Annotated in this window: 16 protein-coding genes; 5 read left to right on the forward strand and 11 right to left on the reverse strand. The window is 72.9% G+C overall.

Annotated elements, in window-relative coordinates:
- Positions 1–3: 3 nt before the first annotated feature.
- Positions 4–453: a DUF2231 domain-containing protein gene (locus ACUP6Y_RS14765; RefSeq protein ID WP_462551502.1), complete on the reverse strand. Its 450-nt coding sequence runs from the start codon at positions 451–453 to the stop codon at positions 4–6.
- Between the two features lie 70 nt (positions 454–523).
- On the opposite strand from ACUP6Y_RS14765, the gene ACUP6Y_RS14770 reads away from it, so the two are divergent.
- A complete protein-coding gene (locus ACUP6Y_RS14770) occupies positions 524–1432 on the forward strand; it encodes an inositol monophosphatase family protein (protein WP_462551503.1) in 909 nt (302 codons plus the stop codon).
- A gap of 10 nt (positions 1433–1442) precedes the next feature.
- Positions 1443–1874 carry a CBS domain-containing protein gene (locus tag ACUP6Y_RS14775; protein WP_462551504.1) on the forward strand — a complete coding sequence of 144 codons (432 nt, stop codon included), beginning with the start codon at positions 1443–1445 and terminating at the stop codon, positions 1872–1874.
- A gap of 120 nt (positions 1875–1994) precedes the next feature.
- On the opposite strand, the gene ACUP6Y_RS14780 is transcribed toward ACUP6Y_RS14775, so the two are convergent.
- From ACUP6Y_RS14780 to ACUP6Y_RS14810, 7 genes are read right to left on the reverse strand one after another with little or no spacing between them, the layout of a single operon-like run.
- Positions 1995–4451, reverse strand: coding sequence for a transglutaminase-like domain-containing protein (locus tag ACUP6Y_RS14780; RefSeq protein ID WP_462551506.1), 2457 nt, complete (start codon positions 4449–4451; stop codon positions 1995–1997).
- The gene (locus tag ACUP6Y_RS14785) at positions 4448–5734 is read right to left on the reverse strand and encodes a DUF58 domain-containing protein (RefSeq protein WP_462551507.1); all 1287 of its coding nucleotides are present in this window, start codon (positions 5732–5734) and stop codon (positions 4448–4450) included. The genes ACUP6Y_RS14780 and ACUP6Y_RS14785 overlap by 4 nt, the downstream gene beginning before the upstream one ends.
- Positions 5731–6702: an AAA family ATPase gene (locus tag ACUP6Y_RS14790; protein ID WP_462551508.1), complete on the reverse strand. Its 972-nt coding sequence runs from the start codon at positions 6700–6702 to the stop codon at positions 5731–5733. Before ACUP6Y_RS14790 ends, ACUP6Y_RS14785 begins: the two co-directional genes overlap by 4 nt.
- A 39-nt stretch (positions 6703–6741) precedes the next feature.
- Positions 6742–12927 (reverse strand): Ig-like domain-containing protein, encoded by a 6186-nt coding sequence (locus tag ACUP6Y_RS14795; protein ID WP_462551509.1) that lies wholly within the window; start codon positions 12925–12927, stop codon positions 6742–6744.
- 2 nt (positions 12928–12929) lie between these two features.
- The gene (locus ACUP6Y_RS14800; RefSeq protein ID WP_462551510.1) at positions 12930–14447 is read right to left on the reverse strand and encodes a serine/threonine-protein kinase; all 1518 of its coding nucleotides are present in this window, start codon (positions 14445–14447) and stop codon (positions 12930–12932) included.
- Positions 14448–14458: 11 nt separating this feature from the next.
- A complete protein-coding gene (locus ACUP6Y_RS14805) occupies positions 14459–15484 on the reverse strand; it encodes an FHA domain-containing protein (RefSeq protein WP_462551511.1) in 1026 nt (341 codons plus the stop codon).
- Positions 15481–16371, reverse strand: coding sequence for a PP2C family protein-serine/threonine phosphatase (locus ACUP6Y_RS14810; RefSeq protein ID WP_462551512.1), 891 nt, complete (start codon positions 16369–16371; stop codon positions 15481–15483). The genes ACUP6Y_RS14805 and ACUP6Y_RS14810 overlap by 4 nt, the downstream gene beginning before the upstream one ends.
- A gap of 106 nt (positions 16372–16477) precedes the next feature.
- Between ACUP6Y_RS14810 and ACUP6Y_RS14815 the strand changes: the two genes are divergently transcribed.
- Positions 16478–16849: an FKBP-type peptidyl-prolyl cis-trans isomerase gene (locus tag ACUP6Y_RS14815; RefSeq protein ID WP_462551513.1), complete on the forward strand. Its 372-nt coding sequence runs from the start codon at positions 16478–16480 to the stop codon at positions 16847–16849.
- 84 nt (positions 16850–16933) lie between these two features.
- Here ACUP6Y_RS14815 and ACUP6Y_RS14820 read toward each other — a convergent pair whose 3' ends face one another.
- The 3 genes from ACUP6Y_RS14820 to ACUP6Y_RS14830 all read right to left on the reverse strand — a co-directional run bounded on the left by ACUP6Y_RS14820 (position 16934) and on the right by ACUP6Y_RS14830 (position 20170).
- Complete coding sequence (locus ACUP6Y_RS14820) at positions 16934–17167, reverse strand: RNA-binding S4 domain-containing protein (protein ID WP_462556737.1); 234 nt, start codon at positions 17165–17167, stop codon at positions 16934–16936.
- 106 nt (positions 17168–17273) lie between these two features.
- Positions 17274–18533: a DUF445 domain-containing protein gene (locus ACUP6Y_RS14825; protein ID WP_462551514.1), complete on the reverse strand. Its 1260-nt coding sequence runs from the start codon at positions 18531–18533 to the stop codon at positions 17274–17276.
- Positions 18534–18718: 185 nt separating this feature from the next.
- Complete coding sequence (locus ACUP6Y_RS14830) at positions 18719–20170, reverse strand: MFS transporter (protein WP_462551515.1); 1452 nt, start codon at positions 20168–20170, stop codon at positions 18719–18721.
- A gap of 77 nt (positions 20171–20247) precedes the next feature.
- Between ACUP6Y_RS14830 and ACUP6Y_RS14835 the strand changes: the two genes are divergently transcribed.
- Complete coding sequence (locus ACUP6Y_RS14835; RefSeq protein WP_462551516.1) at positions 20248–20835, forward strand: TetR/AcrR family transcriptional regulator; 588 nt, start codon at positions 20248–20250, stop codon at positions 20833–20835.
- Positions 20835–21494, forward strand: coding sequence for a Pr6Pr family membrane protein (locus ACUP6Y_RS14840; protein ID WP_462551517.1), 660 nt, complete (start codon positions 20835–20837; stop codon positions 21492–21494). Before ACUP6Y_RS14835 ends, ACUP6Y_RS14840 begins: the two co-directional genes overlap by 1 nt.
- The last annotated feature ends 1 nt before the right edge of the window (position 21495 follow it).

Below are 21495 nucleotides of genomic sequence, written 5' to 3' on the forward strand. Positions count from 1 at the left end.
GGCTCAGCCGTCGATCTTCCAGGTGGCCTGGGCGCCGGCGTCGCCGGTGAGGTAGACCAGCACCAGCGTGACGGCCGCGGCGGCGACGGTCAGCGTCGTGAGCGCGCCGCGGGCGGCCCCCGAGCGGGTGTGGAGCCACGCCGCCGCGAACGCCAGCACCGCGAACACGCTGCCGCCGATCCGGAGCCGGTCGGCCCACGTCTCGTGGTCCTCGAGCCGCTCCTGGAAGCTGCCCGTGGCCGTGGCGAAGCGCTCGTCGCGCAGGTCGCCACCGGACAGGTACGCCACCCACACGCTGACCACCGACACCGCCGCGAGCACCACGAGCGGCCAGCGCAGCCGGTCCCGCCAGGCCGGCACGGCGTACCCGAAGGCGGCGAGACAGGCGAGCGGCGTGAACACCACTGCGGCGTGGACGACGAGCGGGTGGAGCGGGACGCCGTTGATCTCCATGGTTGAATCCTGCACGAGCCGTGGTCGCCCGGTCGGCACATCCTCCGGCGCGGCGCACTAGGGTGCCCCTGTGGCTGCCCCCGACTACACCGACGACCTGCGTCTGGCGCATCTGCTCGCCGACGACGCGGACTCGCTCACCCAGGCCCGGTTCCGCGCGCTCGATCTGCACGTGATGAGCAAGCCGGACCTGACGCCGGTGACCGACGCCGACCAGGCCGTCGAGGAGTCGATCCGCCGTACCCTCTCCAAGGCCCGCAGCCGCGATGCCGTCACCGGCGAGGAGCAGGGCACCTCGGGGCACTCCCAGCGGCGCTGGATCGTCGACCCGATCGACGGCACCAAGAACTACGTCCGCGGCGTCCCCGTCTGGGCCACGCTGATCTCGCTGGCCGTCGACGACGAGGTCGTCCTCGGGGTGGTGTCGGCGCCGGCGCTGCAGCGGCGCTGGTGGGCCTCGACCGGCCAGGGGGCGTGGACCGGCAAGTCGCTGATGAAGGCGACCGAGTGCCACGTGTCCGACGTACGGCGCCTGGAGGACGCCTCCTTCTCGTACTCCTCGATCAGCGGTTGGGAGGACCGCGGCCTCGGCGAGGACATGCTCGCACTGATGCGCCGGGTCTGGCGCACGCGGGCGTACGGCGACTTCTGGTCCTACATGCTGCTCGCCGAGGGCGCCGTCGACATCGCCGCCGAGCCTGAGCTCGAGGTCTACGACATGGCCGCGCTCGACATCATCGTGCGCGAGGCCGGCGGCCGGTTCACCTCGCTGGAGGGTCGCGACGGCCCGTGGGGCGGCAACGCGCTGGCCAGCAACGGGCACCTCCACGAGGCCGCACTGTCCTTCCTCGGCAGCGTCGGCGACCTCGACGACGACCCCGACTGGCCGCGTACCGGACCGGGCAGCGTGTCCGACCTGCGCCCGCGCCGGCACCGCGTGTCGAACGAGGGCAGTGACGGCGAGGGCGGCTCCGAGTAGCCTGCGTCACATGCGCATCGCTGACGTGCTCCAGTCGAAGTCGCTTCGCGACGTGGTCACCATCAGTCCCGAGGCCGGGGTCCGCGAACTGCTCGCGGTGCTCTCGGAGCACAACATCGGGGCGGTGGTGGTGAGCACGGACGGCACCTCACTCGAGGGGATCGTGTCCGAGCGCGACGTCGTACGCCGCCTCCACAGCGACGGCACCGTCATCAACAACGTGGTCTCGGCGATCATGACCACCGAGGTGAGCACCTGCTCTCCCGACGACGACCTCGACGAGGTGCTCGCCGTGATGACCGAGCGCCGCTTCCGCCACATCCCCGCCACCGACGGCGACCGGGTGGTCGGCATCGTCAGCATCGGGGACCTGGTCAAGCACAAGATCGACCAGCTGCAGTTCGAGCGCGACCAGCTCGACAGCTACGTGCACCAGAGCTAGTTCTCGCAACAGGTCAACCTGGGGCGCGAGCGAAGCGAAGCGCGGTAGCCGACCCGGCGGAAACTGCCCGCGAGCGCAGCGAGCCGGGGCAGTTTGCGCCGGGTCGGCGGGCGCGAAAGGTCAGTTCGCGCCGGGTCGACGGCGCCTCGAGGTCAGTTTGCGCCGGGTCAGCGTGCGCAGGCGGACCACGGGGCCGCGCCCGAGCAGCCAGCGGCCGAGCCGGCGCACGCGCCCGGCCAGCGCGCTCCGCACCCGGGCGAGGCCGGCCCGCCACGGCACCGACGCCAGCGAGAACCGGGCGAGCAGTCGACGCCACCAGGGCGTCGCCCTGCGGATCCGGCGCAGCGCGGTGTCGACGTCGGACCAGTAGGCGCGGGCCTCCTCCGGGGTCGGCTCGCCCTCGCCGTAGACGTGGCGGTCGGCGGTGTGGGCCAGTGTCACGACCGGCACCGCGTCGTACCGCTCCGCGACGGCGTAGGCGCTCTCGCGGCGGGTGGCACCCGGGGCGGCGCGCACCCCGAGGTCGCGGGTCCGGTCCGCGAGCTCGCGCCAGGCGCCGGTGAGGCGCAGCGTGGTGTCGCCGGCGCGGCGGCGGCGCCGGCGGCGCAGGTACTTGAACAGCAGCACGCCCCACAGCGGCGAGAGCAGCAGCGCGATCTTGGCGACGTCGAGGGCGATGCCGAGGATGGTGCCGAGCACGGCGAGGACGTCGATCTCCTTGCGATGCCCGTCGCCCTGCTGGAGGTTGTCGCTGGCCTCCTTCGGCTCGCCGGGCACGCGCGGCGGCTGCAGCACCTGCGGCTGGGGATCCTCGTTGGGGTCGTCGTTGGGGCGACGCAGCTTCTTCTCCTCCGGCGGGGTCGGGTCGAAGGGCACCCAGCCGGCGTCGGCGAGCTTGACCTCGGTCCAGGCGCTGATGTTCTCCCCGCGCACCTCGCCCCCGCCCGGCGGCACCTTGAATCCCATCACCACACGGATCGGCAGGCCCAGCCGCTGGCCGATCAGGGCCATCGCGGCGGCGTACTGCTCCGCGTCGCCGACCGGGGTCGGCGTCTTGGCGAGCTCGGCCAGCCGGCTGGCGCCGTGCCCGGCCGGGACGTCGTCGTCGATGCCGTCGGAGTAGAAGCCGTGCTCGCGGAAGGCGTCGCGGAGGAACTGGGCGAGCGGGCCGCCCTCGCCGCCCGCGAACCCGTCCTCGGCCTGCCAGCGCTTGACCCGCTCGACGAGCTCCTCGGGCACGATCGCGGGGGTGGGCAGCGACACGGAGCGGTCCGCCGCCAAGACGGCGATCTCCTCCTCGACGAGCGCCGCCGGCTCCACGGCCTCGACCTCGAAGGTGGTGCCGCTCTCGACCCCGCCGATCTGCGCGACGGTGCCGGTCTCGCGGTTGATCACGAGCTCGGCGGCGGCCTCGCCGTCGGTGCGGCCGTCCTTGATCGGCGTCATCGCCAGGGTCTCGCCGACGCTGGGCACCCACACGCCGGTGTAGCCCGTCACCGTGATCTCGGCCCGGACGGTGGCCCGGGCGGCGGCGTCGGGGTCGTTGCGCATCCGCCGGAAGGTGCCGGAGTCGTGAGCGGCGTCCGGGCCGCCGGACACGTTCCACACGATGCCGTCGTAGGTGTCCATCACCGCGAGCCGCACCAGCGTGCCGGACTCGAGGCCGTCGACGGAGAAGAGGGAGGTCTCGGTCCGCAGCGGCTCCTTCTTGTACGCGCGGAACTTCGCCAGCGGACTCGGGTAGTCGTGGGGGTCGAACGGCGGGTCGACGTGGTCGCGCAGCACGACCCGGTTGGCCTCGGGGTCGGCGAGGGAGCCCAGCCCGGTCGCGGCGCCGCCGGCCACGCCGACCACCACGAGGGTGGCCAGCACCCGGCGACCCCAACGGGCCCGGACGTGGCGCAGCGAGCGCCAGCGCAGCCACACCAGGCCGGCCACCGCACCGACCAGGCCGCGGGCCAGCGCGGCCTGGGCGGTGACGTCCCCGAAGGCGGAGGCCAGCACCAGGACCACGGCGAGCACCACGCCCGCCAGGCCCGGCCACCGGGAGCGCCACAGCAGCACCCCGGCCGCCAGTCCCCCGGCGAGCCCGGTCACGAGCGGGACGATGAGGACGACGCCGGTCTCGGCGAGCGGCACCGGCAGGGTCAGCGACTCGCGCCAGGACTGCACCAGGCCGACGACCAGGTCCCGCAGCGAGTCGGCGGTCGGCACGACCCCGTTGCGAGTCCGCTCCGGGACCGCGACCGCGGACCCGACGATCAGGTAGGCGGCGGCCACGACGAGCGCGGTCAGCCACGGCCCCAGGCGCCAGCGGGCGCCGGCCCAGGCGATGGCGACGCCGAGGACCAGGCCGACGACCACCGCGACCAGCCAGCGCTGCCCGACCCAGGCCTGCCCCAGCGGCCAGGCGCAGAGAACGCCCAGGCCCACGACCAGGGCGGCGTCGACCAGCACCAGCCACCACGGTGGCAGCGCGCCCCGGCCACGGCGGCGGTCCGGGACGATCAGCACCGGCCCGCTCCGGCTGGCCGAGCGCACGGGTGGCGCGAGCGGCGCGTCATTGGGCTGGCTCATGCCGACACCCGTCGTACGGCGACGCCCAGCTCCTCGAGGCGGCCCACCGTGGCGACGCCCAGGTCGCCGAGCCAGCGCACCGACGGCTCTTCGCCGACCAGGCAGCGTACGGCGATCACCCGGGTGTCGACGGGCAGGTGCTGGCGGGCCCGGCGCAGGTCGGTGATCGACACGCCGGAGCCGATGCACAGCACCATGACGCTGGCGGCCAGCTCGTCGGCGCTGAGGTGACGGGCCACGTCGACCAGCCGACCGGCCTGCCAGTCGTAGGTCAGCCCGGAGAGGCCGTCGAGGAACCGCTGGGCGCTCGTGGCCGGCAGCGAGCCGTGGGAGGAGGCGGCGCTGAGCTGCTGGCCGTCGGCGAGCGCCTGGGTGCCGAGGGAGCCGGCGACCGAGATGGCCAGCTCGAACTGGTCGTCGCTGGCGTAGTCCTCGAGCCGCGAGCTCACCATCGTCAGCAGGTGGGAGCGCCGGGTCTCCTCGAACTGGCGCACCATCAGGGTGCCGGTCTTGGCACTGGACTTCCAGTGGATGTGGCGGCGGTCGTCGCCGGAGACGTAGCCGCGCAAGGCGTGGAAGGACACGTCGTTGTCGGACACCTTCGGCACGGTGCGGCCCTCGAGGTCGCGGACCAGACCGGCGGCGGAGCCCTCGACGCGCAGGGTCTTGGGGTGGACGTAGAGGGTGTCCATCTCACTGAGGTGGCGCTCGCGGCGCAGCAGACCCAGCGGGTCCGCGCGCACCGCGGTGACCGGGCCGACGTCGAGCACCGCGCGGTGGGCGGTGGGGACCGCGAACAGCTCCTCGTGCTCGGCGCCGGGCGCCAGGCCGGGGAGCTCGAAGGCCGCCCGGCCGGCCCCGACGGGGAACTCCACGACGAGCGAGCGCGAACGGCGACCGCTCGGGTTGGCGACGGTCAGGTAGCCGTTGGCCCGCTCCCCCACGATCACCCGGTCCCGGGCCAGGTCCAGCCGGGCCAGCAGGGGCAGTCGGCCGATCACGAAGACCACGGCGAGGAGCAGCACGAGGGCCAGGAAGCTCCCGCCGACGACCAGCTCGCGCCAGTGCAGCATCGGCCCCGCCACGAGCAGCGCGAGCGCCATCACGGCGACCACCCAGCCGGCGGCGGTGACGGTCTGCGTGATCGGCTCGACCGCGCGGCGCGCCCGCCGGGTGCGCTCGGCGATGCCGTCGCGCAGCCGACCGCCCAGCGCCTGGCGGCGACGGGACAGATCGATGCGTATCCGGCGGACGCCGGCCGCCCAGGAGCGGGGGCCCTTCATGGACGAGCGGGCTCCAGCGGGACCGCCACGCGCTCGAGCACCCGGCGCACGACGTCCTCGGTCGTCGTACCGCGGAAGTCCTCCTCGGGGTCGAGGACCATCCGGTGCGCCAGGACCGGCACGGCGAGCGTCTTGACGTCGTCGGGCACGACATAGCTGCGGCCGTAGGACAGCGCCTGGGCGCGGGCCGCGCGGACCAGGGCGAGCCCGGCGCGCACACTGGTGCCGAGGACCACCTCGGGCGCCTCGCGGGTGCCCTCGGTGATGCTCGAGACGTACTCGTAGACGGACTGCTCGACGTGGACCTGCTGGGCGAGCCGGATCAGGTGGAGCACGTTGTCGCCGCTGATGATCGCCCGGAGCACTGTCGCCGCCTTGCCCTTCGGGGCGTTGGCGAGGATCTGGACCGTGTGCTCGTGGTCGGGGTAGCCGAGCGAGGTCTTGATCAGGAACCGGTCGAGCTGGGCCTCCGGGAGCCGGTAGGTGCCGGCCTGCTCGATCGGGTTCTGGGTGGCGATGACCATGAACGGCTGGCCGACCTGGTGGGTCACGCCGTCGACGGTGACCTGGTTCTCCTCCATCACCTCGAGCAGGGCCGACTGGGTCTTGGGCGAGGCCCGGTTGATCTCGTCGGCCAGCACCACGTTGGAGAAGATCGGCCCCTGGTGGAACTCGAACTGCTGCGAGCGCTGGTCGAAGATGGTGACCCCGGTGACGTCGCTGGGCAGCAGGTCCGGCGTGAACTGGATCCGGTGGTGGTCACCCTGGATGGTCTGCGCGATCGCCCGCGCGAGCGAGGTCTTGCCGGTGCCGGGGTAGTCCTCGAGGAGCAGGTGTCCCTCCGCGAGCAGGGAGACGAACGCCAACCGGACGACCTCGGTCTTGCCGACGATCGCCTGCTCGACGTTGGCGACGAGCTGGGCGAAGGTCTGCGAGAACCACTCGGTCTCCTCGGTGGTGAGCGACATGGCGTCCTTTCGTAGCGAGCTGGCGAGCAGTGGAGCGGGCTAGTGGAAGTCGAGCGGCGCGGTGCGGTTCTCGCCGCGCACGCTCACGGTGGCCGAGCCGTTGCCGGTCCACCGGCAGCCGCCGCCGGCGTAGAACGTGAAGCTCCCGTTCGACGTCGAGACGGACCGGTTCACCGCCCCGCACGAGTCGGTGGTGACGGTCTGCGTCAGGTTGGTGGTGTTGACGCTCAGGTCCTGGCTGCCCTTGAGGAAGCCGTCGCCGTCGATCAGGAGCAGGCAGCCCTTGACACTGCTGTTGTACTGGCAGCCCTCGAACCTGACGGTCAGCGACTTCTCCTTCGAGGTCGCGGTGAGGGTCACGACGTCGCTGAACTGGCGATCGCCGGTGGCGGTGGACTCGGTGCGCGCCCGGATCGACCTCGCGGCACCGCCCTCGGCGACGTCGAGGTACTGCGTGAGGTAGGGGTTGATGACCTCGAAGGGGCCGTTGTCGATGCTGACCTGGACGCTCTTGACGCTCTTGCCGTTGCCGTCGCCCGGCCGGATCGGGAACGCCGCCTTGTACGAGTCGTTGCTGGCCGTGCTGGACTGCAGCGAGGGCACCGTCGGCTTGCCCCAGGTCTCGACCCCGCCGATCGAGGCCTGTTCGCCGGTCACGGCACGGTCGCCGTTCATGGTCACCGCCCACACCGTGACGGTGTGCGCGCCGTCGTTGTCGGGGAAGACGATGGGCGTGCCGTTGCCGGGCGCCGCGTTGACCGTGACGCTGCTCGAGGGCCCGGTCTGCACGACGTAGTGGCGGATCGCGAGTCCCCCGTCGTCGGCCGGTGGGTCCCAGGCGATGACCGCGGTCCGGTCCGCCGGAGACTCGCCCAGCTGGCGCAGGTTGCGCACCTGGCCCGCCTTGGTCCACGGCCGGCCCGACACGCTCGGACTGCGGTCGCTGGTCCCGGCGTCGTTGGTCGCCGCGACGGTGAAGGTGAAGGTCCGCCCCTTCTGGATCCCGTCACTGGGGTCGAAGGTCTTCGACGTGGTCGCCGCGTCGACGGTGTACGTCGGCCGGTTGCAGCCGGCGCAGGTGATCTCGTAGGAGGTGATCGCGTTGCCGTTGCTCTGCGACTCCGACCACCGGCCCCAGTCGATGCGCACCCACGGGTCCTGGGTGACCGCGCCGGCCTCGCTGGCCGTCAGCTGCGGCGCGACCCCGGACTTCATCGGCAGGCCGAACGGCGCCACCGCCTTCGAGGGGCCCGAGAACTGCCGGCGCGGCTCGACGTCGTTGACCGCCCGGATCTCGAAGGCGTACGGCGTCCCGTTGGTCAGCCCCGGGATCACCCGGGAGGTGTCGTTGCCCCCGGCCGTCCAGGTGGTGGTGCTGCCCGCCTCCTTGATCTCGTACGACGTGATCGGCGAGCCCTCGTTGACGGGCGGCGACCAGCGCAGGGTGAGCTGGCGGTCCATCCGCCCTCCGGTCGGCTTCGACTCGATGACGATCGTCGGCGGCGACATCAGCTCCGGCGCCTTGTTGGGGACGATCTGCTCGGAGGCGGGCCCCTTCTCGCCCCAGCCCTCGCTGTTGCGGGCGCGGACCCGGAAGGTGTAGGCCTGTCCCGGCGTCAGGTCGACCAGCCGGCAGGTGGTGTCGAGACAGCTCTGCTGGAAGCCGTTGTCGCCGGTGACCTCGTACTCCTCGATCGGGGCGCCGTTGGTCGCCGGCTCCTGCCAGGTCAGCACCGCCGAGGACGCCTCGACCGAGGACAGGAACGGCCGGTCGGGCGCGTCGGGCACCGCGATCACCGTCACCGTGATCCGGGCGGTGGCGTCGCGCTCGCGGTCGTCGGAGGCGTCGGCGACGGTGACCCGGAGGATCGACGTGCCGGTCTCGGTGGGGGTGAACCGCACCCGGGAGCCGTCGGTCGCCACGCCCGCGAGCCGCCCGCCGCCGCCGTCGACCCGCGCCTCGCGGACCTCGATCGGCTCGCCGGGATAGGGGTTCACGGCGTAGTCGGCGATGTCGACGCTCTGCTCCTTGTCGCGCGTCGCCGTCACGCTGATCGCGGGGATCTGCAGCCGCGGGCGGTCGCTGCCGACCGCCCGCACGGTCACGATCCCCTCGTCCTGGCCACCGTGGCCGTCGTCGGCGAGCACCTTGACCTGCAGCGCGTCGCCGTCCTTCGCACCGCCGCCGACCTTGACGCTGAGGATGCTGCTCTCGGCTCCGATCTTGGCGCTCAGCCCACTGTCGGCCGACTCGACCGACCAGGTCATGGTTCTCAGGTCGTCCTCGTTGGGGTCGCGGGTCAGCCCCGCCAGATCGACCTCGCCGGGGTCGCCGTCCACGGTCACGTCGAGCGCGGCGTCGCGCATCTGCGGCGGCAGGTTCCCGGACGGCTTGACGTCGATCGGGACGGTCAGCAGCGAGGTGAGGGCGGCGTCCTCGGCGGCGGTGCGCCCGTCGGAGACCTTGACCGTCACCGACGCCGCGCCGACGTGGTTGCGCGCGGGCGTGAACACCAGCGAGGTCGGCGAGCCCTCGGCGACCTCGACCAGGCCGTTGACGGCCGACGGGACGGAGTCCGGGACGATCCGGGGCTCGCGGCCGGCTCGCGTGACCACGACGTCCTTGAGGTCGAAGGTGACCGGCTCCCCCGCGAGGGCCTTGACCGGCACCAGGTCCTTGTCGGTGGTCAGCTGCGGCGGCACGTTGTCGGTGCCGGTCACGTAGATCACGCCGAAGGTGTCCGAGGACTCCTCGTCGGCGTCGTCGAGCTGGTAGAGCACGACCTGGTCCTCGGCGGCCAGCTGGACCCGCACGCTGGCCTTGTCACCGCTGACCTCGCAGCGGCCCTTCTTGCCCGCGTCGCAGCCGGTGACCGACAGGTCGGCCTTGGCGCCGTCGAAGTCGAGGTCGTTGTCGAGCACCGGGACCTCCACCATGTCGCCGGGGTCGCGGCCGATGACGTCGCCGAGCTCGGCGACGTCGTCGCGGGCGATCGGCGCGTAGAAGGGCGCGTCGCGGCTCGCGGTCACCTTGAGCACCGCGTTGTCCTGAGCCCCCGCGGCGTCCTCGATGGTGTAGCCGATGTTGGTCGCCGAGGAGCCGGCCTCCGGCGCGTCGCCGACCTCGAGCTCGACGAAGCCGTTCTCGTGCTCGGGCTTCGGCTCGATGCTGCTGTTGAGCTCCGCGATCCGCAGCGGGTCGTCGTCGGGGTCGACGTCGTTGGAGAGCACGTTGTAGGAGATCGTGCGGTTCGGCTGGACCAGGACGCTGTCGTCGAGCGCGACCGGCGGCTGGTTCTCGCTCTCCTCGGGCACCACGCCGACGCGGACCTCCGCGACGCCGGTGGCGCCGTACTTGTCCTGGACCAGGATCTGGAAGAAGTCGGTGCCGAGCTTGTCGTCGAACGCCTCGTAGCGGATCCAGTCGACGCCGGTGTCGATGACCCGGCCCAGCGAGGGCGCGGTGAGGATGCTGCGGAAGGCCACCGAGTCGCCGTCGGGGTCCGCGCCCCCGAGGTCGACGCCGATCACCTTCGGCCGCCCGGCGATGACCCGGTCGGTGATCGGCTGGGGCAGCGGTGGGTGGTTGTTCTTCGGGGAGTCGGGGATCACGAAGATCGCGACCTCGGCCGTCGCCTTGAGGCCCTCGGTGTCGCGGACGCCGTAGATGACCGAGTAGTTGCCCGGCTCGTCGGGGGCCCGCAGCCGCAGCGCGTCGCCGGCCACCCACACGTCGAGGTCCTGGTCGTTGCGCAGATCGGACTGGAACAGCCGGGGCTTGCCGCCGTCGGGATCGGAGTCGTTGGCGAGCACGGGGATCGTGGTCACCGCGCCGGCCCGGACCGTGACCTGGTCCTTGTTGGCGATCGGGTGGCGGTTCTCCTTGGTCGAGCGCCGCTGGGCGATCACGAGCTGGCCGGTGACCGTGCTCCGGCCGTCGGACACCCAGTAGTCGACGGTCGCCGGCTGGCCGGTGAGGTCGGTCGCCGAGCTGACCACGGCGAGGCGCTTGTCGACCACGGAGACCTTGACGCCCGGGACCGACGGACGCCCGATCCGCTTGACGACGAGCACGTCGCCGTCGGGGTCGAGGTCGTTGAGCAGCAGGTCGACCTGGGCGGTGCCGCCCGGCGTGATCGCGGCCTTGTCGCGCACGGCGACCGGCGGACGGTTGTCCTTCGGCGGCGACTCGATGTCGAGCCGGATCAGCGAGGACTGGGTGGCCGAGGAGTTGTAGGCGGTGTACGACAGGTAGTAGCTGCGCGCCTTCTGCGAGGTGAAGGTGAAGGTGCCGGACTCGAGGTCCTTGGAGATCTCGGTGCCGGTGTCGTCACCGAGCACCTTCACGCTCTTGAGGGTGAGGTCGGTGCCCTCGGGGTTGCGGTCGTTGGTCAGCGGCTGGACCACGACGGCGGTGCCGGCGACGCCGGAGGCCAGGTCGGGGACCAGCTCCGGAGGGGCGGTGTCGCCGAGGATCTCGACCGGCAGCTTGCCGTCGAGCACGGTGGTGCCGTCCTCGATCGTGTAGTCGATCTCGGTGACCTTCGCGCCGGTGCCGTTGTCGGTGAAGGTGATGGTGCCGTCGGGGCGGTACTCGACCTCGCCGCCGCGCGCGTCGGCGTACGTCAGCGTGAGGTCGTCGCCGTCCTTGTCGTAGAAGTCGGCGAGCAGGTAGTAGCTGGAGCTGGCGCCGCTGGCGACGGTGAGCTTGGGGTCCCGCTTCGGCATCCTCTCCGGCTTGGCGTTCTGGTCGCTCTCGCGGATGTCGAGGGTCACCGTGGCGTAGACCTGCTCGTTGACCCGGCCGTCGGTGACGTAGTAGCGGAAGGTGGAGGTGCCGCTGGCGTCGGCGGGCACGCTGACCTGCAGCTGGGTGCCGCCGCCGACGATCTTGACCTCGAGCTCGGGGCCGCCGACGTGGGTCGTCTTGGCGATGCTGATGATGTCGCCGTCGGGGTCGTGGTCGTTGAGCGCCACCACCGGCAGCACCGTCGTGCGGCCCGGGCGCGCGCCGAGGTGGTCGTCCTCCGGCTCGGGCGGGCGGTTCTCCTGCTCGGGGACCTCCTCCTTGATCTCCTTGAGCTTGGACTTGTTCTCGTTCTGCGGGTCGACGGCCGGCCAGTTGTCGATCTTGGCCTTGCCGGGCTCCTGGACCAGCCAGGCGTCGCCCGTGACGGAGTCGTTGAGGACCACGACGTCGCGGTTGACCCGGAACTGTAAGAACGCGCCGGTCTGCATCCCGGGGATCGGCGTGGTGTCGTCCCTGTCGTCGCCGGCGCAGTCGCGCAGGTAGTTGTGGGGCGACTCGGGGTCGGACCAGGCGGCGTACACGCACCCGGTGCCGGTCATCTGCACCGGCGCGGCCGGGCGGCCGGAGACGGCGCCGGGGCCGACCTCGTGGAGGGAGCCGCCGGTCACCGGGGTGACCAGGAGACCCTCGCGGGTGGCGACGTAGACGTCGTCGCTGTCGTCGGAGGGCTGCTGGAGCTCGACCTCGGAGGAGTCGGCCGTCTCGATCACGACGGGCTTGGCGTCGGGTCGGGTGAGCTCGAAGGACGCCCGGTTGAACAGCACCGGCACCTCGCCCACGGCGGTGAGGGACACCATCGCCGGATCGGAGCCGACGCCGTCGCCGAGATCGGTGGTGTCGCCGGCCACCGCTTGGCCGTTCTCGTCGAGCGAGAAGGAGGTGACCTTGCCGTCGCGGCCGAGCACCCAGGCCCGTCCGTCGGTGCCGACCGCGGCGGTGAGCGCACCCTTGAGGTCGGGAGCCGTCTCCTTGGCCGCGAACCCGCGGAACCGCGCGGCCGAGCGGACCCAGGCGTTGCCGCTCACCGGGTCGACGACGGCGAAGGTGGCGCCGCCGTTGGCCACGACCGCGCCGGTCGGCAGCGAGGTCGGGTCGAGCACGTTCGCCCGGACGACGTCGACCTGCTTGACCGCGCGCTCGGAGGAGGCGTCGTCGACGTACAGGCTCGTGGCCCGCTGGAAGATGTCGAAGTCGGCGCTGCCGGCGTCGACGCCGAGGTCGAGCTCCTTGATCTGGGGGTTGAGCCGCGCGACCAGGCCGAGGTCGCGGTTGGTGACCCACACCCCGCCGTCGTTGAGGTCGACCTCGGTGAACGGCTTGCCGTCGTGCTCGAAGGCGAGCACCACGAGGGTGCCGACCACCAGCGCGAGCACGGTCGCGGACGCCGTACGGCGCCACCTGCGGATCCTGGTCATCGTCACCTGCCCGTCACGCACTTCTGGTCGGAGAGGGGTGAGGTGCGCCCGCCGTCGCGGGAGAGCGCCACCTGGACGCACACGGTCGCGTCGCGGCGCACGGTGAGCGTCTTGCTCGTGGCGTCGGTGTACTCGGGCGGCGCGGGGGTGACCCCGTCGCCGGTGATCAGCACCTTGAACTCGTCACCCTGCTGGGGATCGGCCTGGGTCCAGGTGAACGTCCAGCGGGTGCCCGTGCCGGACTTCGTCACCACCGGCGCCGGCGGGACGTCGAACGGCTCGATTGCGTCGGGCGGGTCCTCGCCGCGCAGGGTCCCGTCGTCGCCGTGGTCGTCGCCCGCGCTGCCCGCGAGCAGCGCCCAGCCGACCAGGCCGGCCACGGCGGCGACCGCGACGGCGATGCCGGCCCGGGCCGGTCCGCCGAGCCGGCGCTCACCCGAGCGCTCCGGGCCCGGACGGCGACCGGACCGGCCGCTGGACCGGCCACCGGACCGGCTGCCCGTAGCCCCGGGTCGGGAGTGGCCGGAGTGGCCCGGGTTGCGGACGTCGTCGGCGCGGCCGGGCTGCAGCGCGCCGGGACGATCGTGGACGGCGGCCGGGATGATCACCGACACCGGCCGGACCAGGGTCCGGGCGTCGTTGGGCTGTTCCTCGCCGAGCGCCGACGGCGAGGCGTCCATGACCTCGAGCCGGGTCGGCGACTGCCGCAGCTCGATCTGCACGTCCTGCAGCTGGCGCCCGAGCACCATCGCCGACACCGGCCGGCGCTCGAGCTCGACGGCCATCGCCCGGCGCAGCACGTCGACCAGGGACGCCGGCACGTCGGGCCTGCGCAGCGGCGTGAGCTGGCCACGCTCGATGCGGGTCATCAGGGTCGCGTTGTCGTTGGGCGCGTCGCGGCGCTCGAACGGCGGGTGCCCGATGAGCAGCGAGTAGAGGGTCGCGGCGAGGGAGTAGACGTCGCTGCGGACGTCGTGGCTGTCGGCGCTCAGCGACTCCGGCGGCGACCACGGGATCGACAGGCCCTGCGCCCCGGCCCCGGTCTCCCCCACGACCGAGGCGATGCCGAAGTCGGTGAGCAGCGGAACGCCGAAGGTGCTGGTGAGGATGTTGTGGGGCTTGATGTCACGGTGCAGGATCCCCGCGCGGTGGGCGGTCTCGACCGCGCTGGCGATCTTCACGCCGATGTCGAGGACCTCCGCGACGGCGAGCGGCCGGGCGCGGTAGCGCTGGGCGACGTGGGGCGGCGGGCAGTACTCCATCACCAGGAACGCGCGGCCGTCGGAGCTCACCCCGGCCTGGTAGATGGGCACGATCGAGGGGTGGTTGGACAGCTGGGCCATCACGTTGGCCTCGGCACGGAACAGCTCGATCGAGGCGGCGTCGTTGCCGCTGCGCAGCACCTTGATCGCGACCTGCCGGGTCGGCAGCTCCTGCTGGTAGCGGAAGACGTCGGCGAAGCCGCCCTCGCCGACGAGGTCGACGAAGGTGAAGCCGGGGATCTGCGGTGGCTGTTGCATGGGAGTCTCGCTCAGACCTCGTCCGGGGCGGGGACGACGGTGGCGGTCAGGCCCTTGGACAAGGTCAGCACGTCGCCGAGCGCGACCTCGGTCGCGACACCGCGGTCCAGCGGGACCGGGACCCGACCCTGGCGGGCCAGCAGCGTGCCGTTGGTGGACATGTCGGTCACGCTCACCCGGCCGCCGTCGGCGGAGACCTCCAGGTGGGTGCTGGACACGTACGGGTCGTCCACGGTGACCAGCGCCGGCAGGTTCTGGCTGCCGCCGACCTGCTGGATGCGGGGGCTGCGTCCGATCAGCACCCGGCGGCGGACCGGGACCACTCGCCCGGTCGACAGCGCCAGCGCCACCACCGCCCGCACCGGGGACGCGGGCGGACGCATGGTCGGTGGCGGGGTGCCCGGGGCCGCGGCGTCGCGCAGCGCCTGGAGCTGGGCGGGGGTGATGGTGCGGCCGTCGTGCTCGGGCGACGGGGCGCCGCCCGGCGGCTGCCAGCCCGGCGGCGGGGTGGACGGCGGTGGCACGGACGGAGGTGGCACGGGCGGGCGCTGGCTGCCGCGGACGACGGTGTACTCGGACGCCGGGGCGTGCGAGACGACCGGCGCGGGCGGCGCGGCGGACGAGACGACGACCGGGTGCCACGTGACGCCGGCGCTGCGGACCACGCCGGCGGTGAGCGGCAGGTCGGGCCCGGCGGCCGGTGCGCCGAGCGGCACGACCTCGACGACCGCGCCCGGGCTCAGCGTGGCCGAGGCCTCGGTCCACATGGTCGCGTCGCGACCGTCGACGGCGAACCCGTCGACCCGGACGACGAGCGCGCCGCGGACCAGGATCCGGGCCTCGGCGCCCTCGAGGCGCACCGCGGCGAACTCGGGCAGGGCGCGCAGGTCGCCGCGCGAGAGCACCTCGACGACCGTGGGGGCCTCGAGATCGCGCTCGCGCAGCGCGGCCAGCTCAGCGAGCCGGTCGGGGGTGGTGACGACGACTCCCTCGTCGGTGACGAGGGTGGCGAGGTCGCCGGGCAGGTAGCTGGTCACCGGCCCTCCTGGGGACCGGGAGCGGTGTGCTCGACGGCCGGCGCGGTGGCGCCGACGCCCTCGACGTCGACCACGACGGCCGTGACGTTGTCGTGGCCGCCCGCGGCGACCGCGGCGTCGACGAGGGTCAGCGCCGTCCGGTCGGGAGTCGTTCCCTCGGAGAGGATGTGCAGGATCGCGGTGTCGGACAGCTCCGAGGTGAGGCCGTCGGAGCACAGCAGCAGCCGCGAGCCCGGCTCGGCCGGGATCAGCGCGAAGTCGGCCTCCGAGCGCGTCAGCGCCCCGATCGCGCGGGTCACGACGTGCCGCTCCGGGTGGCCGAGGGCCTGGTCGCGGGTGAGCTGACCCGCGTCGATCAGCTCCTGCACCACGGAGTGGTCCTTGGAGATCTGCTCGAGGGCGCCGCCGGCCCACGTGTAGGCCCGCGAGTCGCCGATATTGGCCAGCAGCCAGTAGCCGCGGCCGTCCTCGATGACGTACGCCGCCGTGACCAGCGTCGACCCCGGAGCGGAGCCGAGCCGGCCTCGGTCGCCGTGCTCCCCGCCGACCGGCGCCTCCGCGGCCAGGGAGGCGACCCGGGCCTGCGCGGTCGCGATCGCCGCCTCGACGTCGACAGGCTGCACCTCGTGGACGCCGGCGAGGGACGCGAAGGACTCGACGACCAGCCGGCTCGCGACGTCGCCGCGGGCGTAGCCGCCCATCCCGTCGGCGACCAGGAAGACCGGCGGCGCGACCAGTGAGGAGTCCTCGTTGACGGTGCGGACCCGGCCCGGGTGCGTACCCGCGGCGTACACCAGACGCGTGGCACGTCCCGGCGACGACCAGGACTGCGCACCCGTCGCATCGACCCGCACCGCTCCCACCCCCGAGACCGTTCCCTGCCCCATGTCCCAAGCCCCCGACGGTTGAGACGCTGCGCGCAGCCTAACCCGCACCCCGGACTGGTGAGGCATTGATGGAGAGGACCGGCGGCGCCTCCTCTACGCTGGCCGGATGAGTCAGAAGCCCGAGATCGACTTCGTCGACCCCACCCCGCCCACCGACCTCGTCATCACCGACCTGAGCGTCGGCGACGGCGAGGAGGCCACCGCCGGCAGCACCGTGTCGGTCCACTACGTCGGCGTCGCCCTCTCCAGCGGCGAGGAGTTCGACGCGTCGTACAACCGCGGCACCCCGCTGCAGTTCCGCCTCGGCATCGGCCAGGTCATCCAGGGCTGGGACACCGGCGTGCAGGGCATGAAGGTCGGCGGCCGCCGTCAGCTGGTCATCCCTCCGCACCTCGGGTACGGCGACAGCGGCGCCGGCGGCGTGATCAAGCCGGGCGAGACGCTGATCTTCGTGGTGGACCTGCTCGGCGTCAGCTGAGCGAACCTTCCGCGCTGACGTCATTCGTTCCGTGGGCGATCGCCCACGGAACGAATGACGTTAGGTCGAGGAGAGCGGCGAGGCTCACCAGGGCAGGTTGTCCGGGACGTCCTCGTCGGACACCCGGGCGGCCTGCCCTTGCAGGTCCACGACGTCGCCGACGACGAGCTGGCGCCCCCGGCGGGTCTCGACCTCGCCGTTGACCCGCACGAGCCCGTCGGCGATGACCGGCTTGGCCTCGGCGCCGGACTCGACGAGGTTGGCGAGCTTGAGGAACTGACCGAGCCGGATCGACTCGTCGCGGATCGGGACGTCCATCGGCTCAGCCACCCGGCCAGCCTAGTCGCGGTTCAGCCACCGAATTCGTCGGGGCAGGGACCCGATCGCGACGAATCCGGTAGTCGAACCGCAACGACACGAGCCCTCAGCCGATCGCCACCGACACCGTGTGGATCAGCACGCCGACCAGGCCGCCGACGATGGTGCCGTTGATCCGGATGAACTGCAGGTCGCGCCCGACGTGCAGCTCGATGCGCCGGGCCGCCTCCTTGCCGTCCCAGCGCTCGATGGTGTGGGTGATGACGGCGGTCAGCTCGGCGCCGTACCGGTCGACGGCGAAGACGGCGGCATCGGCGGCGAGCCCGTCGAGCCGCTCGCGCAGGGCGGCGTCGGAGCGCAGGCGGGCGGAGGCGCCCTCGATCTCGACCAGCAGCCGGCGGCGTACGGCGCCCCCGGGGTCGCCGAGCGAGCCGAGCAGCGCCTTGCGCAGGGCCTGCCACAGCGAGATCGCGCTCGCGATGACGGCGGGATGGTCGAGCACCCGGTCCTTGAGCCGCTCGGCGCGCTCCTGGGTGTCCGGGTTGGCGAGCAGGTCCTCGGCGAGCTGGCCGAGCATCGAGTCGAGGGCGCGGCGGGCGCGGTGCTCGGGGTTGTCGCGGATCTCGGAGAGCCAGCGGACCATCTCGAGGTGCAGCCGGTTGATGACGTAGTTGTTGACCGAGTCGGGGGCCCACCAGGGCGCCCTCTCACCCAGCACCTCGTGGACGGTGTCGGGGTTGGCGAGCAGCCAGCCGTGCATCTCCTCGAGCATCAGGTCGACCAGGCCGTGGTGGAGGTCGTCGCGGATCGCCTCGGCGAGCAGTCCGCCCAGCAGCGGCGCGATCGGCTCCTCCCGGAACCGGGGCACCAGCGCCTCGGTCACCAGCGCCTCGATGTGGTCGTCGCGGACCTTGCCGAGCGCGAGGGCGGCGATCTCGGAGCCCTCGGCGACGACCCGTTCGGCGTTGGCGGGCACGGCGAGCCAGTCGCCGACCCGCTGCGCGATCTGCACCCCCTGTACCCGCTCGCGGATGATGTCCTCCTGGAGGAAGTTCTCCCCCACGAACTGCTCGAGCCCCTTGCCGAGGTCGTCCTTGCGCTTGGGGATCAGCGCCGTGTGCGGGATCGGCAGCCCGAGCGGGTGCTTGAACAGCGCCGTCACGGCGAACCAGTCCGCGATCGCGCCGACCATGGAGGCCTCCGCCCCGGCGTTCACGAACCCCCAGAGACCCTTCTCGCGGAGGGTGGCGACGTAGACGGCGGCGGCGAACAGGAGCAGCGACACCGCGACCGTGCGCATCCGGCGCAGGGCGGCGCGGCGGACGGCATCGGCCGACGGGTCGGAGGGGATCAGCGGGCCGGACACGGAACCATCCTGGCCTACCCGAGGAAGTCCGGGACGAGGCGCGGCCCCGAGGCGTCGCCCCGGGGCCGCTGCGACGGTGCGGAACCCCCCAGTCACCGCAGCTGTCGTACGCCGGGATCAACGACCGGTGAACGGAGAGGTTCCGGATTTACCCGTGATCGGTCGTCACGGCTATTGAACGGCCGTCAGTGGGTCGCGGCGGCCCGGGCGCGGGGCACCAACGCGGCCAGCAGCACGCCGACGAAGGCGGCCGCGGCACCCACCCCGAAGCAGATCGCGAAGGCCCTCTCGGTCGGCAGCGCGTGACCGGCGAGGTCGAGCGTCGAGGCGGTCAGGATCGCCGCCATCACGGCCGAGGAGACGCTGGTGCCGATGGAGCGCATCAGCCCGTTGATGCCGACCGCCGAGCCGGCCTCGGCGAGCGGGACCGACTCGAGGATGAGGGTCGGCATGGCGGCGTACCCGATGCCGACGCCGGCGGAGTTGATGCAGCTGGCGACCATCAGCTGCCAGGGGGCGTCCATCAGGAAGAAGGCGAAGACGTACCCGAGGCCGAGCACGGTGCCGCCGATCATCAGCGTCACCCGGGCGCCGACGACCCGGATCAGGCGGCCGGAGACCGGCGAGAAGAGCATCATCACCAGGCCGCCGGGCGCCATCCACAGGCCGGTCTCGAGCAGGGTCTGACCGAGGCCGTAGCCGGTCTGGACCGGCGACTGCAGCAGCCGGGGTACGACGATCGCCTGGGCCATCATGCCGAAGCCGATCGCGATGGCGGCGACATTGGTGAGCAGGACGGGTCGGCGCGCGGTGACCCGCAGGTCGCAGAGCGGGTCGGTGGTGCGCAGCTCGTAGCTGCCCCACGCCAGCAGCACCAGCACGGCGACCAGCAGCAGGCCGAGGGTGCGGCCGTGGCCCCAGCCCCACTCGTTGCCCTTCGAGACGGCGACGAGCAGCGCGACCAGGCCGACCGCGAGGCCGACGGCGCCGACGGCGTCGAAGCGGCCGGGCTGGGCGTCGCGGACGTGGGGCACCAGCGCCACGACGGCCAGCGCGATCAGGACGGCGAGGCCGGTCGAGACCCAGAACAGCGTGTGCCAGCTGAAGTCCTCGACGATCCAGGCCGACAGCGGCAGGCCGATCGCGCCGCCCACGCCGAGGGTGGCGCTCATCGCGGCCATGGCGGTCGCGGTGAGTCGCGGCGGGGTGACCTCGCGCAGCAGCGCGATGCCGACGGGGATGAAGCCCATCGCGAAGCCCTGGAGGAGCCGCCCGGCGAGCATCGGGACCAGCGACCCGCTGAGCGCGCAGACCAGCGAGCCGAGCACGAGCAGCAGCGCGCTGACGACCAGCACCCGCTGCTTGCCGTACAGGTCGCCGAGGCGCCCGGAGATCGGCATCGCGACGGCGCCGGCGACCAGGGTCGCGGTGACCACCCACGAGGCGTTGGCCTCGCTGGTGTGCAGCAGCCGGCCCAGCTCGCCTTGGATCGGGATGACCATGGTCTGGGTGAGCGAGGCGACCAGGCCGCCGAAGCAGAGCACGGCGACGGTGAGCAGGGCGGAGCGGGAGCCCTCCTCCGTCGTACCCGGGCCGGCGGTCGCGCCGCTGGCCGGCGCAGGAGAGGTCGCAGTCACGAGGGCTGAGTCAACGGCGTTGACCGGGGCGCTGTCAACAGCGTCGACCCGCCTCGACCATGCCCTACGGTTGCGGTGTGACGAAGACCTCCCCCGACGCGCAGCGACTGCGTCCCGCCGGCCTCGCCACCCGCACCGCGATCGAGGACGCGGCCCGCGGCCTGTTCGCCGAGCGCGGCTTCGACGGCGCCTCGGTGCGCGCGATCGCGGCGGCGGCCGGCACCGACCCGGCGCTGGTGATCCGGCACTTCGGGTCCAAGGAGGCGCTCTTCTTGCGCACCGTCGACACCTCGCTCGGCATCGGCACGGTCCTCGACGGCCCGCTGGAGACCGTCGGCCGCCGCCTCGTGGCGTACTTCCTCGACCCAGGTCGGCCCCTCATCCGGCAGCGGTACGTCGCCCTGGCCCAGGCCGCGCACCACGACCAGGTCCGCGAGGAGATGGTCCGCCACACCGCCGAGACGTACGTCGGCCCGCTGGCGCCCCGCCTGACCGGGCCGCACCCCGAGCTGCGCGTCGCGCTCGCGGTCGCCCAGCTCGGCGGCCTGCTCAACCTGCTCTTCCTCCAGCGCGACCCGATCGTCACCGCCGCCGACCCCGAGGTGGTCATCGCGACCTACGGCGACGCGATCCAACGGCTGCTCACCCCACCCGAGGACGCCTGATGCGCCACGCCCGGGCGTGGCACGCGCTGACCGCCCTGGTGACGACCGCCGCGCTGGTCCTCCAGCTGGTCCTGGTCGTCCAGGGCGGCACGGTGCTCGACGAGGTGGAGCCGCCCGGCCTCGGCCTGCGGCTGGCCCGGCTCGTCGCCTACTTCACGATCCAGAGCAACCTGCTGGTCGCCGTCGCCACCACCCTGCTCGCCCGCGACCCGCTCCGCGACGGCCCGGCCTTCCGCGCGCTCCGGCTGGCGTCGACCGTCGGCATCACCGTCACCGGGCTGGTCCACTTCCTCCTGCTCCGCCCGCTGCTCGACCTCGACGGCGCGGACTGGGCGGCCGACAAGCTGCTGCACATGGTGGTGCCGGTCCTGGCCGTCGTCGGCTGGCTCGCCCTCGGCCCGCGGCCCCGGATCGACGGGCGCGCGGTCGCGGTCGCCTTCGCCTGGCCGATCGCCTGGCTCGCGGTCACGCTGGTCGTCGCGGGCGCCACCCGCTGGGTGCCCTACCCGTTCCTCGACTTCCGCGAGGAGGGCTGGGGCTCGGTGGCCGTGGTCTGCCTCGGCATCACCGCGCTCTTCGCCGCCCTCATCGCCGGCTTCCGGTACGCCGACCGTCGGCTCTCCGCCTCTCGACAGGAGGCGCCGGTCACGGCACCCTGAT

This window comes from Nocardioides sp. S5-5, from assembly GCF_054954065.1.